Annotated in this window: 16 protein-coding genes; 8 read left to right on the plus strand and 8 right to left on the minus strand. The window is 63.6% G+C overall.

The window, feature by feature from the left end; all coding sequences use genetic code 11:
• Positions 1–78 precede the first annotated feature (78 nt).
• Both AC1RT8_RS05810 and AC1RT8_RS05815 read left to right on the plus strand, forming a co-directional pair.
• Positions 79–696 carry a hypothetical protein gene (locus AC1RT8_RS05810; protein WP_493074608.1) on the plus strand — a complete coding sequence of 206 codons (618 nt, stop codon included), beginning with the start codon at positions 79–81 and terminating at the stop codon, positions 694–696.
• 190 nt (positions 697–886) lie between these two features.
• Positions 887–1702, plus strand: a complete 816-nt coding sequence (locus AC1RT8_RS05815; protein ID WP_493074609.1) for a DUF3800 domain-containing protein — start codon at positions 887–889, stop codon at positions 1700–1702.
• Positions 1703–1863: 161 nt separating this feature from the next.
• Here AC1RT8_RS05815 and AC1RT8_RS05820 read toward each other — a convergent pair whose 3' ends face one another.
• Together AC1RT8_RS05820 and uvrC are read right to left on the minus strand one after the other, a co-directional pair.
• Positions 1864–2925 carry a type I restriction endonuclease gene (locus tag AC1RT8_RS05820; protein ID WP_493074610.1) on the minus strand — a complete coding sequence of 354 codons (1062 nt, stop codon included), beginning with the start codon at positions 2923–2925 and terminating at the stop codon, positions 1864–1866.
• A gap of 317 nt (positions 2926–3242) precedes the next feature.
• Positions 3243–5165, minus strand: coding sequence for an excinuclease ABC subunit UvrC (gene uvrC / locus AC1RT8_RS05825; protein ID WP_493074611.1), 1923 nt, complete (start codon positions 5163–5165; stop codon positions 3243–3245).
• Between the two features lie 186 nt (positions 5166–5351).
• On the opposite strand from uvrC, the gene AC1RT8_RS05830 reads away from it, so the two are divergent.
• Positions 5352–6071 (plus strand): SDR family oxidoreductase, encoded by a 720-nt coding sequence (locus tag AC1RT8_RS05830; protein ID WP_493074612.1) that lies wholly within the window; start codon positions 5352–5354, stop codon positions 6069–6071.
• A gap of 280 nt (positions 6072–6351) precedes the next feature.
• Here AC1RT8_RS05830 and AC1RT8_RS05835 read toward each other — a convergent pair whose 3' ends face one another.
• The 6 genes from AC1RT8_RS05835 to AC1RT8_RS05860 all read right to left on the minus strand — a co-directional run bounded on the left by AC1RT8_RS05835 (position 6352) and on the right by AC1RT8_RS05860 (position 9568).
• Positions 6352–6699 (minus strand): hypothetical protein, encoded by a 348-nt coding sequence (locus AC1RT8_RS05835; protein ID WP_493074613.1) that lies wholly within the window; start codon positions 6697–6699, stop codon positions 6352–6354.
• A 104-nt stretch (positions 6700–6803) separates the two neighbouring features.
• Entirely contained in the window at positions 6804–7358 is a 555-nt protein-coding gene (locus tag AC1RT8_RS05840) for a F0F1 ATP synthase subunit B family protein (RefSeq protein ID WP_493074614.1), read from the minus strand.
• A complete protein-coding gene (locus AC1RT8_RS05845) occupies positions 7351–7845 on the minus strand; it encodes a F0F1 ATP synthase subunit B family protein (protein WP_493074615.1) in 495 nt (164 codons plus the stop codon). The genes AC1RT8_RS05840 and AC1RT8_RS05845 overlap by 8 nt, the downstream gene beginning before the upstream one ends.
• A 13-nt stretch (positions 7846–7858) precedes the next feature.
• Positions 7859–8074, minus strand: a complete 216-nt coding sequence (locus AC1RT8_RS05850) for a F0F1 ATP synthase subunit C (RefSeq protein WP_133191986.1) — start codon at positions 8072–8074, stop codon at positions 7859–7861.
• Positions 8075–8137: 63 nt separating this feature from the next.
• Positions 8138–8896 carry a F0F1 ATP synthase subunit A gene (locus AC1RT8_RS05855; RefSeq protein ID WP_493074686.1) on the minus strand — a complete coding sequence of 253 codons (759 nt, stop codon included), beginning with the start codon at positions 8894–8896 and terminating at the stop codon, positions 8138–8140.
• A gap of 60 nt (positions 8897–8956) precedes the next feature.
• Positions 8957–9568 carry an AtpZ/AtpI family protein gene (locus AC1RT8_RS05860; protein ID WP_493074616.1) on the minus strand — a complete coding sequence of 204 codons (612 nt, stop codon included), beginning with the start codon at positions 9566–9568 and terminating at the stop codon, positions 8957–8959.
• Between the two features lie 35 nt (positions 9569–9603).
• On the opposite strand from AC1RT8_RS05860, the gene AC1RT8_RS05865 reads away from it, so the two are divergent.
• The 5 genes from AC1RT8_RS05865 to paoC all read left to right on the plus strand — a co-directional run bounded on the left by AC1RT8_RS05865 (position 9604) and on the right by paoC (position 14771).
• A complete protein-coding gene (locus tag AC1RT8_RS05865) occupies positions 9604–9909 on the plus strand; it encodes an ArsR/SmtB family transcription factor (protein WP_493074617.1) in 306 nt (101 codons plus the stop codon).
• A gap of 13 nt (positions 9910–9922) precedes the next feature.
• Positions 9923–10789: a PhzF family phenazine biosynthesis protein gene (locus AC1RT8_RS05870; protein ID WP_493074618.1), complete on the plus strand. Its 867-nt coding sequence runs from the start codon at positions 9923–9925 to the stop codon at positions 10787–10789.
• A gap of 184 nt (positions 10790–10973) precedes the next feature.
• A complete protein-coding gene (gene paoA, locus AC1RT8_RS05875; protein WP_493074619.1) occupies positions 10974–11609 on the plus strand; it encodes an aldehyde dehydrogenase iron-sulfur subunit PaoA in 636 nt (211 codons plus the stop codon).
• On the plus strand, positions 11606–12556 hold the full coding sequence (locus tag AC1RT8_RS05880; protein WP_493074620.1) for an FAD binding domain-containing protein: 951 nt from the start codon (positions 11606–11608) through the stop codon (positions 12554–12556). The genes paoA and AC1RT8_RS05880 overlap by 4 nt, the downstream gene beginning before the upstream one ends.
• Before the next feature lie 4 nt (positions 12557–12560).
• Positions 12561–14771, plus strand: coding sequence for an aldehyde oxidoreductase molybdenum-binding subunit PaoC (gene paoC / locus AC1RT8_RS05885; protein WP_493074621.1), 2211 nt, complete (start codon positions 12561–12563; stop codon positions 14769–14771).
• Positions 14772–14840: the final 69 nt, after the last annotated feature.

The following is a 14840-nucleotide window of genomic DNA, read 5'->3' on the forward strand; positions in this document are numbered from 1 at the left end:
AGGTGCGAGCCAAGGTCGCGCTGAATTGGGCAGCGTGTGGCGGCCTAAAGGTTTGCATGAATCGATCTGGAGGAGCGAATGGCGACACCTGTCCCTTTTGATGGCGCCGATGCTGTCGAGGATTTCCCACCGGGACAGGTGTCTCGGCCGCTGCCGGTAAAGATGTTCCCGCGATCGACTGTGTCCTGTTGGCAGTTTGCGCCGGAGGAGATGAAGGAGATCGCGAATACCGGCGTCGTTTGGCTCCTGACAAATACGATCGACCCGACAGAGCGCCGCGAGGACACCGCCAGAATCCAACCGGCAGTCTTTGTGCATGCCTCCGTCGAACGCGTCATGGCGGTGGCCAGCCGCCCTCCTCAGTTGCGCAGACAAAATCCACCAACAGCCGCGACCGGGCCGTTGCCGAAGGTCGACAGCAGCGCCTGGACAGGCTTGCCTAGCAATTTCACGCTGGCGGCCGAAAAGCAGGCCCGACTTGCGCACGAGATCGACGTCGCCGAAACCGCTCTGGCCAAACTCGATCTTGGCCAAGAAGTGACCTGCCAAGCCCGAGCCTATTTCGTGGCGGCTCGATTGCTGGCCGAGGCGCCCGAACCGGATTATCAACTCATCTGGTTCATCCTTGAGCGATTGAGCCAGCTCGCCGGGGTGGCCGGACTGATTGTCAGCATCGTTGCTTTGTTCAGATCCTAATAATCTTAACACCACAGATCGTCCCGCCGGCGCGGCCGCGCTGTGTTAGGATAACGGTGACAGTGCACTCAATCCGACAGGTCAGGCGAGGCGGTGGCGCCCAGCTGAGCTATTAAATGCACTGTTACCACAATTGTGATCCGTTAGCTTCGAGGTTTGAACTATAGGTAGGTGAGGAGGTCGACCACTCATGGTGTGGCAGGTCTATTTGGATGAGAGTATAACCGACGAAATGTTCGTCATAGCCGGGTACATGGCTCCGATAGAAAACTGGGCCGCCTTCGCGAAAGACTGGCGGGATTTATTGCCCCTGGCCAAGCTCGGCAAGGATGGCACGCGGCGCTTCAAGATGAGCGAAATGTCGAGCTCAGAAGCAATGGCAATGGTTCCGGCATTCTATCGTGTAATTGAGAAACACGTTATTGCTGGGATATCGGTGGCCTTACGGTCTGATGATTTTAGGAGTGCAAGCAACAGAATTTGGATTTGGAATAAAAGCGGAAGAGCAATGTTACCAATTACGGGAGATTTAATAGAAAATCCCTATTTATTCTTATTTGTATCTATCATGCGAAACTTCCATACTCAAAGAAACTCAGGGCTGATGAGCCAATTCATCCCAGAAAATGTTGAAGTTGACTTCATATTTGACAACCGCCTGGAAAAAAAGAAAATAATTTCCGGATGGGACAAATTTGTATCTGAAGACCTTCAGCTCAAAGATCGATATGGGAGCGCTCCTAGATTTGAAAGTGACGATGATTTCCTTCCCCTGCAGGCTGCGGACTTCCTCGCTTGGTGGGTGCGGCAATGGGAAGAGGGCCTGTGTGAGCGAAATACATTCGGGTCCTGGAAACCAGGGCGACGGTTAGGTCGCATCGCAATAGTCTTAACAGAAGATATGATGGCCGATATTTTCATGCATCTAGCTCTAATCAACGCGCCCGAGGGCTTCTCTGTTCAAGATGCAAAGATTGGCATCACGAAGAGGGTAACGCGCGCCTAGGTTTAAAATTACGAAATTATGGTGACTGTGCATTCAATCCGGCAAGTTGTGCGGGTCCACGGCTTGGCTGGATAATTAAATGCACTGTCACCGAAATCCGTTATAATACAAATACCGGTGCACGTGCGACAGTCCCCTTCTCCCGCAGCGGACCAAGTGCCTCACTTGGCCTTTTTGCCCTCAAGCTCATTGATACGCGCCTCTAATTGCGGCGTCAGCTTGTAGATATCGGTCAGGTCGCTGATTAGGTTGCGCGTCTCGGCCTGCCCATCGAATGTCCCGACATATTTCGTCGTCAGGCCGTTGAAGTGCAGTCGCGCCAGCGACTTGCGGTTATTGTCATCCAGCAGGATCGCGCAATAGGACTTCGCATCGCGCATCACGATGCGCTTGGGATCGACCAGCTTGGACGCGATCGCCTGCACGATCCGGAATCCGCTGACCTCTTCATCTGTGGTTATGGCCTCTTCCGCTGACGGCGCTGAACCCTCGTCATGCTCGGGAACAGCTGAGGCGTTCAGGGCCGAAGTCAGGCGGTCGTTCACATGATCGCGAACGATCGCCGAAAATGAATTGGCGATCAGGCGTGTAAAGTTGTCTTTAACCTGCGACGTGACTTGTCCCGCGTAGACCCTCTTTGCAATCAAGCGGGCGAACTCTTCGGAGGCCGTTCCCATCTCCCTTTCGAGTTCTTTCCGGACGAGCGATTCCAGTTTCAGGTTGGACGCCTCTCGGACGATCGCGTCGATATCGAAACCGGCTTTGGTGAAGCTCTCAAGAATACGCACGTCAGACTTGCGAACGGCGTCCAAGCTCAGCGTGAAAAATGGCTGCGTGTCCATTTTGTTCGGCTGATCGAGATCGGAGAAAAACTTGTAGACCACACCGTTGGTGAGAATTGCAAGCCTGGCATCAGTGACACTGAAATAGCGGAATAATTGCGATGCGTGGTTGATCGTGAGGTCGCCTGTGGAGGGCTTGCATTCAATCAAAATTGAAAGTTTGCCCTCTATGCAGATGGCATAATCGACCTTCTCGCCCTTCTTCGTTCCAACATCAGCGGTGTATTCCGGCACGACCTCGGAGGGGTTGAATACGTCATAGCCCAAGAGGTTAATGAACGGCATGACGAGAGCGGTCTTGGCCGCCTGCTCAGTGAGCAAAACCTCACGATGCTGCTGCGTTTTCGCGGCAAGTTCAGTAAGCCGTGTCGCCAAGTCCATGATATCCCCCCTGCATTCTTATCACAGATACTTGCATCCAAATCAGACCAAAGGCAATCGACCAACGGATTGCGATCACGTAGCCTAAATTGAGGGGGTGGAATCAACAAAAACCGGGTCGGATCGCGCGGCTGCCGAACAAACGAACGGTCAGAGTGCTGAGATACACTGAGCCGTTTTCTCGAACAATTGAACGCAGGAAGTGCGGCTCGGTGGACCCCGGAATAAATCCGGGGTGACGGTAAGATGGTGTGATGAAGGGAGTTTCTAGATTTAACGCCTTATGGCTTTCGCCGGGAACGCAATGCCCCCTCCCCCTACCGCCCATGATAAAAATCATAAACCTGCCGCGCCACCAGCGCCGAAACCCCCGGCGCCTTCTGCAGATCCTCCAGGCTCGCATTGCGCACTGCCCGGCCCGTGCCGAAATGCATCAGCAGCGCCTTTTTCCGCGCCGGGCCGATGCCCGGAACCTCGTCCAGCGGGCTCGCGCCGATGGCCTTGGCGCGTTTCGCCCGGTGGGCGCCGATGGCGAAGCGGTGGACTTCGTCGCGCAGGCGCTGGAGGTAGAACAGGACGGGCGCGTTGGTGGGCAGGGTCAGCTCGCGGCCGTCCATCAGGTGGAAGACCTCGCGGCCTTCGCGCCCATGGTCCGGGCCCTTGGCGACGCCGACCAGGCAGACATCCTCGATGCCGAGTTCTTCCAGCACGCCCCTGGCCGCGTTGAGCTGGCCGCGGCCGCCGTCGATCAGCACCAGATCGGGCCATTCGCCTGAATCCCGATCGGGATCCTCGGCCTGGGCGCGGGCGAAGCGGCGGCCGAAGACTTCGCGCATCATGCCGAAATCGTCGCCAGGGATGGTCTTCGCATCCTTGATGTTGAACTTGCGGTACTGGCCCTTGCGGAAACCCTCCGGCCCGGCGACGACCATCGCGCCGAGCGCGTTGGTGCCCTGGATATGGCTGTTGTCGTAGATCTCGATCCGGTCGGGCGGCTCGGCCAGGTCGAACAGGTCGGCGACCTCGCGCAGCAGTTTTGCCTGCGTGGTGCTTTCGGCGAGGCGGCGGTCGAGCGCTTCCTCGGCATTGCGCTTCGCCTGGTCGAGCAGGCGGCGGCGGGTGCCGCGCTGGGGGATGGAGATGGCGACCTTCGCCCCTGCCCGCTCGGCGAACGCCTCCTGCAGCAGCTCGGTCTCTTCCAGCGCGCGATCGACGAAGATGATGCGCGGCGGGGGCACCTCCTCGTAGAATTGGGTGAGGAAGCTCGCCAGCACCTCGGCCTCGGGCACGTCGTTGGTGTGGGCGGGGAAGAAGCTGCGATGGCCCCAATTCTGGCCGCCGCGGATGAAGAAGGCCTGGATGCCCATGACGCCGTTCTTGTTGGCGAGCGCGAAGATGTCGGCGTCCCCCACCCCTTCCGCGTTGATCGCCTGGCTGCCCTGGATGAAGGTGAGTGCCTTCAGCCGATCGCGGATGATCGCGGCCAGCTCGAAATCCATATTTTCGGCCGCTGCCTGCATCTGGCCGCCGAGCTTGGTCTGCACCTGAGTCGATTTGCCGGCGAGGAAGGCCTTGGCGTCGCCGATCAGGTCCGCATAGTCCGCCTGCGAGATGCGGCCGACGCAGGGGGCCGAGCAGCGCTTGATCTGGTAGAGCAGGCAGGGCCGGTCGCGCGTCCTGAAGAAGCTGTCCGTGCAGGAGCGGAGCAGGAACAGCTTCTGCAGCGCGTTGAGCGTGTTGTTGACCGAACCGGCGCTGGCGAAGGGGCCGTAATAATTGCCCTTGGCGCGGCGGGCGCCGCGATGCTTCTGGATGCGCGGGAAATCGTGATCGGCGCGCAGCAGGATGAAGGGGAAGCTTTTGTCGTCGCGCAGCAGGACGTTGTAGGCGGGGCGATAGCGCTTGATCAGCTGCGCCTCGAGCAGCAGCGCCTCCGCCTCGTTGTTGGTGGTGACGATGGTCATCGAGCGAGTCTGCGCGACCATGCGCTGGAGGCGCTTCGGGAGGCGATCGACCTGGGTGTAGTTGGTGACGCGGTTCTTCAGCGCGCGGGCCTTGCCGACATAGAGCACGTCGCCTTTGGCATCCTGCATGCGATAGACGCCTGGGCGGGCGGGGAGCGTCTTCAGCACGTTGCGGATCGCCGCCACGCCGGCCTCCAGATCGGGCACGTCCGATCCGCGCACGGTGAAGGTGGATTTCTCTTCGTTGAATCGATCGGGGGCATTGGGGGTCGACATCGTTCCCCCAGTTAGGACTCCGGCGCGTCCGCAACAACGGGTATATGTGCCGCGAAACACATAGCCCCTCCCCTTCAGGGGAGGGGTTGGGGTGGGGCTTATCCGCAAGTGCCTGTCTCGGTGAGACTCCCCCCACCCCCAACCCCTCCCCTGAAGGGGAGGGGCTTAGATCTGGAGGAGCTGGACATGCAGTTGAAGGGCAAGACGGCGGTCGTGACCGGCGGCAGCGACGGGATCGGGCTGGAGATCGCGCGGCATCTGCTGGCGGCGGGGGCCGAGGTGATCGTGGTGGGGCGGGATCGCGGGCGGCTGGCGTCGGCGCTGGCGGAGGGGTTCGATACGATTACCGCTGACCTGTCCGATGCGGCGGGGTGCGATGCCTTGGTGGCGGAGCTCAGCGGGCGGGCGATCGATATTTTGGTCAACAATGCCGGGATGGGCGGCACTTTCCAGGTGGGGGTGCCGTTCGACCTGGGCGAGATCGACCGGTGCATCTTCCTCAATCTCAATGCGCCGATCCGGCTGATCGCGGGGTTGCTCGACGGGCTGCGGGCGCGGCCGGAGGCGATGATCGTCAACGTCACCTCGGGGCTGGCGATCGCGCCCAGCGGCAAGGGCCCGGTCTATTGCGGGACCAAGGCGGGGTTGCGGAGCTTCACCATGGCGTTGCGGGCGCAGCTTGCGGGGACGCGGGTGCATGTGCTGGAGGCGCTGCCGCCGGTCGTCGAGACGCGGATGACCGAGGAGAACCAGCACAAGAAGATGCCGGCGGCGGAATGCGGGCGGCAGATCGTCGCGGCGATGGCGGGCGGGCGGAACCAGGCGAATGTCGGCATGACCGCGGTGCTGAACGCGGTGTACAATGTGTCACCCGCCATCGCACGGCGGGTGATGATCCGGTATTAGGGCGGAGGCGCGCCGCCTTGTTCCTCTCCAGCGGGAGTTTTGGCTGTAGTCAGGCCGAAATGCCCCCCGGGCATTTCTCAGTCATGCCGGGGGCATGACTGACCTGACTTCAGGCAAAACTGATAGCGAAGCTTGGCAGCTTTGCTGCTTAGCGTAGCTTGGTGAGGGGCTCCGGGAGCTCTCGATAGGTCCGGAACCCCTCACCAACTTCGACTAGATCGCTGCGCTCTCAAGTCTGCGTATCCTCTCCCACTGGAGAGGAGCGATTGGGCTCGGACTCTTACTTGATCGCCGCGAGATCGGCCTTGACCTTGGCCAGCTGCGCGTCGGTGATCGCGCCGTTGGACAAAGGCTGGACCGCCGTCAGCGACAGGACCTTGAACTGCTCATAGGCCGGGTGCGCGGTCATGCCGGGAAGGTCGGCGTCGAGCACGGCCTTGCCGGCGGGGTCGGCGGCGATCGTCTCGATCGGCGTGTCGAGCGTGAACTTGGCTGCGGGCGCAGCGTCCGCGGTCGCCGCCGGCGCGGCGGCGGGAGCGGCTGGGGCCGGCGCCGCAGGGGCGTTCTGCGCCAGGGCTGGCGCCGCCGTCATCACGAACAGGGCGGCGGTAAAGGCGGCAAGCTTCATGGGATTCTCTCTCCAGGGATATGGCACGCGACTCGGTGCCCCGGCCCCGGTGTAGCCGGGATCGAGACACCGTGAAACGGCAGGAGAGCTGACTTAAGAGTGGTTTAGTTGAGGCGCCCGAGACCGGCGATGGTCTGATCGACCAAAGGCTTGTCTGCCGTAGCGTCATGCTTCTGCGCGATGATCGCGGAAGCGGCGCGGGTGGCGGCATCGGCCGCCGTGGCGCGAACCTCGGCGATCGCGGCGCGCTCGGCTGCGGCGATCTTGTCCTCGGCCATCTTGCGGCGGCGGGTGACGAGATCAGCGGAGTCGCTTTCCGCCTTGGCGATCATCTGCTTCGCTTCGGCTTCGGCATGCGCGATGATCGCGGCGGCATCGCCGGCGCTCGCCGCGTTGCGCGCCTTGGCTTCGGCCAGCTGCGCCTCGGCTTCGGTGCGGAGGCGCGAGGCCTCTTCGAGCTGGGTGCGGATCGTCGCGATCCGCGCGTCCAGCATGCCGGCGATCATCGCCGGTACCTTCTTCCAGATGATGATGCCGATGACGACCAGCATCGACAGCGCGACGAAGCCGGGCGCGGTGATGCCCAGAGCAGCCGGCTCGTGATGCAGCTCGGTCGTGCCGGTCGCCGCCGTCAGGCTCTCATGATGCGCTTCAGCCATGCGCCAGTTCCGCCTTCACTTGCTGTTCGATCGCCGAACGATCGACCGCCACGCCCGAAAGCTTGGCGACGATGTCCTGCACCGCATCGACGGTCGCCGTCTCGATCTCGGCCATGGCCGTGGTCTTGGCGGTGCCGATGCGGGCGGTGGCGGTGGCGAGCGCTTCGGCCATGGCCGCGTCGCCCGCCTTCACCTTTGTCTCGGCCGTGGCCGATGCCTTGGCCTTGGCCTCCGTCACCGAGCGCAGGGCCTGGGACCGGGCCGAGTCCAGCCCGGTCTGATATTCCAGCTCCGACGCGCGGGCGGCGGCATTCGCGGCCTCCGCCGCGGCGAGGTCTCCGCCGATACGGGCGTTACGATCGTCGATCGTGCGCTCGATCTTCGGGACCATCGCCTTGCCGATCCCGAAATAGATCAGGGCGAATACGATCGCGAGCCAGAACAGCTGCGACGCGTAGATCTCTCCGATCTGGGATAGCTGCGGCATCTCGGGGTCGTCCTTAGTTCTTGACGACGAAGAGGATGAGGATCGCGACGACGAACGCGATCAGGCCGAGCAGCTCGGAAGCCGCGAAGCCGATGAACAGGCGGCCCTGCTGGCCGTCTGCCGCGCCCGGATTGCGCAGCGCGCCTTCGAGGAACGAGCCGAACACGTTGCCCACGCCGAGCGCGGCCAGGCCGACGCCGATCGCCGCGAGGCCGGCACCGATGTACATTGCACCAAGATCAGTCATGATAAGCTCCTTAGAAATACGGTAGTTAGACGAAATTCGCAGGACTTAGTGCAGGTGCACCGCGTCGTTGAGGTAAAGCGAGGTCAGCAGCGCGAAGACATAGGCCTGGATCGCGCACACCAGCAACTCGAGCGCGCTGACGCCGATGATCATCACGAAGCTGAGGATGCTGACGAGGATGCCGAGGCCCCCACCGGCGTTCAGGCCCTGCACCACGAAGCTGCCGAACACCTCGAGCAGGATGTGGCCCGCGGTCATCGCGACGAACAGTCGGAGACCAAGGCTGAACGGGCGGACCATGAACGACACGAACTCGACCGGGATGATGACGGGCATCAGCCAGCCGGGCGCACCGTGCGGCACGAACAGCGAGAAGAAGTGGAGGCCGTGGCGCCAGAAGCCGACCGCGAGCACGATGCCGAACGACAGGAACGCCAGCACCGCGGTGACGGTGATGTGGCTGGTCACGGCGAAAGTGTGCAGGCCCGGCACGATCGCCAGCGGCAGCACGCCGACCAGGTTCGCGAACAGGATGAACATGAAGATCGAGAAGATATAGGGCGCGAACTTCTTGCCTTCCGGCCCGATGTTCACCTGCATCATGTTGTCGATGAAGCCGACGACCGATTCAGCCGCGACCTGCCAGCGGGTGGGCACCAGCTGGCGCTTCATGCCGCCCCACATGAACAGGAACAGCAGCGCGAACACGACGACCATGAACAGCGCCGAGTTCGTGAAGGACACGTCGTATCCGAACAGCTCGAGATGCCGGCCGAGCACGGGCTCGACCAGGAACTGTTCCATCGGGTCAATTTTACCGGCCACGATCGCCTTACCCTTGTGCGTTGCTGTCGGAAGCGACGGTCATTCCGCGCGCTCCTTCGAGATCTTGAAGATGTTGCGGAACGCCGCGACGACGGCCAGCACGAGCAGGATCAGCAACAGCCAGGGGCTGGTGCCGAGCCACTTGTCGAGCAGCCAGCCGATAAGGCCGCCACCGATCGGCGCGCCGATCAGCTCGGCCAGCACGCGCGACCCCTGCGAATAGCCCTTGGCGGGCTTTGCCGCGGGGTTCCCGGCAGTACGCGCCTCTTCGACCGCGCGCGCCTTCGCGATACGGCTTTCAAGGTCATCGTTCTGGCGGTCGTCGGCCAACGCGAAAGCATCCTGATAAGAAAACGCCGCCGGGCTTGCGCACGGCGACGGAAAACATGGGGCGAGCCCCCGTTGCGGCGCCCGTTTAGAAAAGGGATCGGCTTGAGTCAACCTCAACCCCCGGCGGGGTTTCGCGACCGTCATCCACCCTTTCGGCGCAGGTGACGGGCAGGATACGCCCGAGGTCATGGATGCGGCATAGCGCCCCTGGAGCGTGACTTGAATCACCGCCTCGATGAGGCCGCGTGCGTTGGCGGCCCATAAAATGTCATGAGGGTCACTGACATTTTCGGCGGCAGATTGACGCATCGGCTCACGCATAGTAGTTTGCTTTTATGCGAAATAGCGAACTTGATATGAGCGAGAGACTGACCGCCCTGAAGGCCCTTGCCAGTCCGGTACGGCTTGCCGTGCTTGACTATCTGAAGGATCCGGTGGGCAATTTCCCGCCACAGGTCGACGGCGACCCGGTCACTGACGGCATTTGCGCCGACTTCCTGCGCGACAAGCTCGGCATCGCGCCGGCGACCGCGTCCCGGCATCTGACCCTGTTAGTGGATTCCGGCCTGCTGATCGCAACGCGGAAGAAGGGCTGGACCTTCTATCGGCGCGACGAGGAAGCGATTGCCCGCTTCACGGCCGCGCTCGCGCTCAGCCTCTGACCCGGCGCAGTCCATGTCAGCGCTCCCCTATCTGCACGTCGATGTCTTCGCGTCGCGCCCCTATGCCGGCAACAGCCTGCCCGTCTTCCTCGATGCCCCGGGGCTCGACAGCCGGCAGATGCTGGCGATCACGCAGGAGCTTCGCCATTTCGAGGCGATCTTCCTGACCGGGGCCGGCGAGGCGAACCGGTATCGCGCGCGCATCTTCGACGGTTTCGAGGAGCTGCCCTTTGCCGGTCACCCCATCATCGGGGCGGCGGCGGCGCTGCATGACAGAGACGGCAGCGACGAGACGCGGATCTGGACGTTCGATCTTGCCGAGAAGAGCGTGACGGTCGCGACGCGGCGAACGGGCGGCGGCTATTTCGGGCTGCTCGATCAGGGGCCGGCGACGTTTCTAGGAGAAGTGGCGGCGGACGACCGGATCGCCGCTGCTTTCAGCCTGTCGGCCGGCGACCTCGATCCAGAGTTGCCGCTGGCGGTGGCGAGCACCGGCCTACGCTATCTCATCATTCCCGTCCGGCCCGATGTGCTGCCGCGCGCATCGATCGGGGCGGACATCACGACGCTCCTGCGGGGTGTCGGCGCTCAATTCGCCGTGTTGTTCGACGAGAGCGCGCTCGAGATACGCCATTGGAACAATGACGGCCTGGTCGAGGACGTGGCCACCGGCAGCGCCGCCGGGACGATCGGCGCCTATCGCCTGCGCCATTGCGGCGCGGCCACGGGCTCGGCCTTCACCCTGAACCAGGGCCGCTTCACCGGCCGACCCAGCCGGATGATCGTCGAGCCCCATGGCAGTCCGGAGGCCGTTCCTTCGGTCAGGGTCGGCGGCGAGGTGACGATCGTCGGGAGCGGACGGCTCGAGGTGCTGCCGTGATCGCGCTCTTGCTGGCCCACAGCCGCGCCATCGGCATTCATGAAGTGCAAATGGGGTTTCATGCGCCCTGGCATATCAATTCGCCGGATCGTTTCGGACCCAATACGCGTTATGTTACCCCAAACCGGATGCGCACGAGCGTCTCGGTGGCGCGACCGACGGGCAGCGAAAGGGACCCATCGTTATGGATATATCTGACGAACTGGAGATGTCCCGACGCGGCATCCTGGCCGGTAGCGCGGCGCTGGCCACGCTGACCGCCATCCCGCAGGCCAGCGCCAGCTCGGGCATGCCGCAGCCTGCCCCGACCATGATGAAGGTCAGGCTTCAGGTGAACGGCAGGCAGCGCGACCTGGAGTTGGACACGCGTACCACCCTGCTCGACGCACTCCGCGAGCATCTCCAGCTGACCGGCACCAAGAAAGGCTGCGACCATGGCCAGTGCGGCGCCTGCACCGTGCTGGTCGATGGCGTTCGGATCAATTCCTGCCTCACCCTCGCGGTGATGCACGACGGCGACAAGGTGACGACGATCGAAGGGCTCGGCACCCCTGGCGACCTTCACCCGATGCAGGCGGCCTTCATCAAGCATGACGGCTATCAATGCGGCTATTGCACGCCGGGGCAGATCTGCTCGGCGGTCGCCGTGCTCGACGAGATCCGATCGGGCATCCCTAGCCATGCCAGCGCCAGCCTGACCGAGCGCCCCAAGGCCAGCAATGCGGAGATGCGCGAGCGGATGAGCGGCAATATCTGCCGCTGCGGCGCCTATTCGAACATCCTTGAAGCGATGACCGAAGTGGCGGAGGCACGGGCATGAAACCCTTTTCCTATGCGCGGGCGACCACTCCCGCCGAGGCCGCCGCGGCGGTAGCGCAAACGCCCGGCGCCAAATTCATCGCGGGCGGCACCAATCTGCTCGACCTGATGAAGCTGCAGATCGAAACCCCGGCACATCTGATCGATGTGCAGGACCTCAAGCTCGACCGGATCGAGAAGACCGATGACGGAGGCCTGCGGATCGGCGCGCTCGTTCGGAACACCACGCTCGCGGCCGACGACCGGGTGCGGCGCGATTATGGCGTGCTCAGCCGCGCCTTGCTGGCCGGCGCGTCGGGCCAGTTGCGCAACAAGGCCACGACCGCGGGCAATCTGCTCCAGCGCACGCGCTGCCCCTATTTCTACGACACCAACCAGGCCTGCAACAAACGCAAGCCGGGCAGCGGCTGTGCCGCGATCGGCGGCTTCAGCCGGCAGCTCGGCGTGATCGGCACCAGCGAGGCGTGCATCGCGACTCACCCCAGCGACATGGCGGTGGCGATGCGTCTGCTCGATGCGACGGTCGAGACGGTGCAGCCCAACGGCACGGCCCGCGGCATCCCGATCGCTGCCTTCCATCGCCTGCCGGGCAGCACGCCGCATATCGAGACGGCGCTTGCCCCGGGCGAGTTGATCACCGCGGTCACGCTGCCCAGGCCCATCGAGGGCACGCATATCTACCGCAAGGTGCGCGACCGCGCGTCCTATGCCTTTGCGCTCGTCTCGGTCGCCGCGGTCGTGCAGAAGGACGGCAGCGGCCGGGTCGCGCTCGGCGGCGTCGCCCACAAGCCATGGCGGGTCGAGGCGGCCGAGGCGGAGCTGCCGCGCGGTGCCGGGCCGACAGCGGCACGCCTGCTGGCCGGCGCCAAGCCCACCCGCGACAATGCGTTCAAGGTGCCGCTGGTCGAGCGCACGCTCGCCGCCGTCCTTGCCGAAGCGAAAGCGTGATCCGATGAAATTCGACACCCCCGCCGGGCAGAACCCGATCGACCAGTTGAAAGTGATCGGCAAGGCGACCGATCGAATCGACGGCAAATTCAAGACCACGGGCACCGCGCCCTATGCCTATGAACGGCACGACGTCGTCGCGAACCAGGCCTATGGCGTCGTCGTGGGATCGGCGATCGCCAAAGGCCGGATCCGATCGATCGACCTGGCCGACGCCAGGGCGGCGCCGGGCGTGCTGGCGATCGTGACCGCGGACACTGCGGGCAAGCTGGCCAAAGGCGATTTCAACACCGCCAGATTGCTCGGCGGGCCGGACATCGAGCATTATCATCAGGCCGTGGCGCTGGTCGTGGCGGAGACGTTCGAACAGGCACGGTCGGCCGCGGCATTGGTGCGTGTCGACTATGCGCGCGCCTCCGACGGGCGTTTCGATCTCGCCGCCGCGCTGAAGACCGCGCCGCTGAAGGCCGACGATGCGAAGAGTCCGCCGATCGCACGGGTCGGCAATTTCGAGGCCGCCTTCGCCAGCGCCGAGGTCAAGTTCGACGCGCGCTACACCACGCCGGACCACAGCCATGCGATGATGGAGCCGCATGCCAGCATCGCGGCCTGGGACGGCGACCGGCTGACGCTCTGGACATCGAACCAGATGATCGCCTGGGGCAAAAGCGAGGTCGCCAAGACGCTCGGCATTGCCAAGGAAAAGGTCCGGCTGGACTCGCCCTATATCGGCGGCGGATTCGGCGGGAAGTTGTTCGTGCGCACGGACGCGATCCTTGCCGCGCTCGGCGCGAAGGCAGCGAATCGGCCGGTCAAGGTCGCGCTGACCCGGCCGATGATATTCAACAACACCACGCACCGCCCGGCAACGATGCAACGCATCCGCATTGGCGCGACCAGGGCGGGCAAGATCACCGCGATCGCGCATGAAAGCGGTTCGGGCGACCTGCCCGGCGGCGGACCCGAGGGCGCAGTCGCGCAGACCAAATTGCTCTATGCCGGCGAGAACCGCATGACCGCGATGCGGCTTGCCGTGCTCGACCTGCCCGAGGGCAATGCGATGCGCGCGCCGGGCGAGGCCCCGGGGCTGATGGCGCTGGAAATCGCGATGGACGAGATGGCGGAGAGACTGGGCATCGACCCGATCGATTTCCGCGCGCTCAACGATACGCAAGTCGATCCGGCAAAGCCCGAGCGCAAATTCTCCCAGCGCCAGCTGGTCGAATGCCTGCGCCAGGGGGCGGAGCGCTTCGGCTGGAAGAGGCGCCATCCGAAGCCGGCAATGGTCCGCGACGGACGCTGGCTGGTCGGCATGGGCGTCGCCTCCGGCTTCCGCAACAATCTGCTGACAAAGTCGGCGGCGCGAGTCCGGCTCGACGCGAGCGGCAGGATCACGGTCGAAACCGACATGACCGATATCGGCACCGGCACCTACACGATCCTGGCGCAGACCGCCGCCGAGATGATGGGGGTCGATCTCGACCGGGTGAAGGTCGTGCTGGGCGATTCCGACCACCCCGCCTCGGCCGGATCGGGCGGGCAATGGGGCGCCAACAACTCGACCGCCGGCGTCTATGCGGCCTGCGTCAAGCTACGCGAGACAGTGGCGCGGAAGCTTGGCTTCAACTCGGCCGACATCGCCTTTTCCGACGGGAAGGTACGATCGGGCAATCGCAGCGCGACGCTGGGCGATGCCGCCAGGGACGGCGACATCGTCGCCGAGGAGCAGATCGAATATGGCGATCTGGACAAGACCTTCCAGCAATCGACCTTTGCCGCCCATTTCGTCGAGGTCGGAGTCGATGCCTATACCGGCGAAGTGCGCGTGCGGCGGATGCTCGCGGTGTGCGCGGCCGGCCGAATCCTCAACCCCAAGGCGGCGCGCAGCCAGGTGATCGGTGCGATGACGATGGGGGTGGGCGCGGCATTGATGGAGGAGCTGGCGGTCGACCATCGCTTCGGCTTCTTCGTCAACCACGACCTGGCGAGCTATGAAGTGCCGGTCCATGCCGACATCCCGCATCAGGAGGTGATCTTCCTCGACGAGGTCGATCCGATTTCCTCCCCGATGAAGGCCAAGGGCGTGGGCGAACTCGGCCTGTGCGGAGTCGGGGCGGCGGTCGCCAACGCCATCTACAACGCCACCGGGGTGCGCGTGCGCGACTATCCGATCACGCTCGACAAGCATCTGGAGCGCCTGCCCCGGATTGCATGACGTCGGCCCGCCCCCGGAACGAGGGAGAAAGTCAGACGCAGCGGAGAAAAAGGGGTCAGAGTGATTTTT

This window comes from Sphingomonas sp. GW821-FHT10F11 (assembly GCF_058809095.1).

Bases quoted from the DNA above. Each gene is read 5' to 3' on its own strand.
- AC1RT8_RS05810 (WP_493074608.1), top strand. From the start codon at position 79: ATGGCGACACCTGTCCCTTTTGATGGCGCCGATGCTGTCGAGGATTTC.
- AC1RT8_RS05815 (WP_493074609.1), top strand. From the start codon at position 887: ATGGTGTGGCAGGTCTATTTGGATGAGAGTATAACCGACGAAATGTTC.
- AC1RT8_RS05820 (WP_493074610.1), bottom strand. From the start codon at position 2,925: ATGGACTTGGCGACACGGCTTACTGAACTTGCCGCGAAAACGCAGCAG.
- uvrC (WP_493074611.1), bottom strand. From the start codon at position 5,165: ATGTCGACCCCCAATGCCCCCGATCGATTCAACGAAGAGAAATCCACC.
- AC1RT8_RS05830 (WP_493074612.1), top strand. From the start codon at position 5,352: ATGCAGTTGAAGGGCAAGACGGCGGTCGTGACCGGCGGCAGCGACGGG.
- AC1RT8_RS05835 (WP_493074613.1), bottom strand. From the start codon at position 6,699: ATGAAGCTTGCCGCCTTTACCGCCGCCCTGTTCGTGATGACGGCGGCG.
- AC1RT8_RS05840 (WP_493074614.1), bottom strand. From the start codon at position 7,358: ATGGCTGAAGCGCATCATGAGAGCCTGACGGCGGCGACCGGCACGACC.
- AC1RT8_RS05845 (WP_493074615.1), bottom strand. From the start codon at position 7,845: ATGCCGCAGCTATCCCAGATCGGAGAGATCTACGCGTCGCAGCTGTTC.
- AC1RT8_RS05850 (WP_133191986.1), bottom strand. From the start codon at position 8,074: ATGTACATCGGTGCCGGCCTCGCGGCGATCGGCGTCGGCCTGGCCGCG.
- AC1RT8_RS05855 (WP_493074686.1), bottom strand. From the start codon at position 8,896: ATGGAACAGTTCCTGGTCGAGCCCGTGCTCGGCCGGCATCTCGAGCTG.
- AC1RT8_RS05860 (WP_493074616.1), bottom strand. From the start codon at position 9,568: ATGCGTGAGCCGATGCGTCAATCTGCCGCCGAAAATGTCAGTGACCCT.
- AC1RT8_RS05865 (WP_493074617.1), top strand. From the start codon at position 9,604: ATGAGCGAGAGACTGACCGCCCTGAAGGCCCTTGCCAGTCCGGTACGG.
- AC1RT8_RS05870 (WP_493074618.1), top strand. From the start codon at position 9,923: ATGTCAGCGCTCCCCTATCTGCACGTCGATGTCTTCGCGTCGCGCCCC.
- paoA (WP_493074619.1), top strand. From the start codon at position 10,974: ATGGATATATCTGACGAACTGGAGATGTCCCGACGCGGCATCCTGGCC.
- AC1RT8_RS05880 (WP_493074620.1), top strand. From the start codon at position 11,606: ATGAAACCCTTTTCCTATGCGCGGGCGACCACTCCCGCCGAGGCCGCC.
- paoC (WP_493074621.1), top strand. From the start codon at position 12,561: ATGAAATTCGACACCCCCGCCGGGCAGAACCCGATCGACCAGTTGAAA.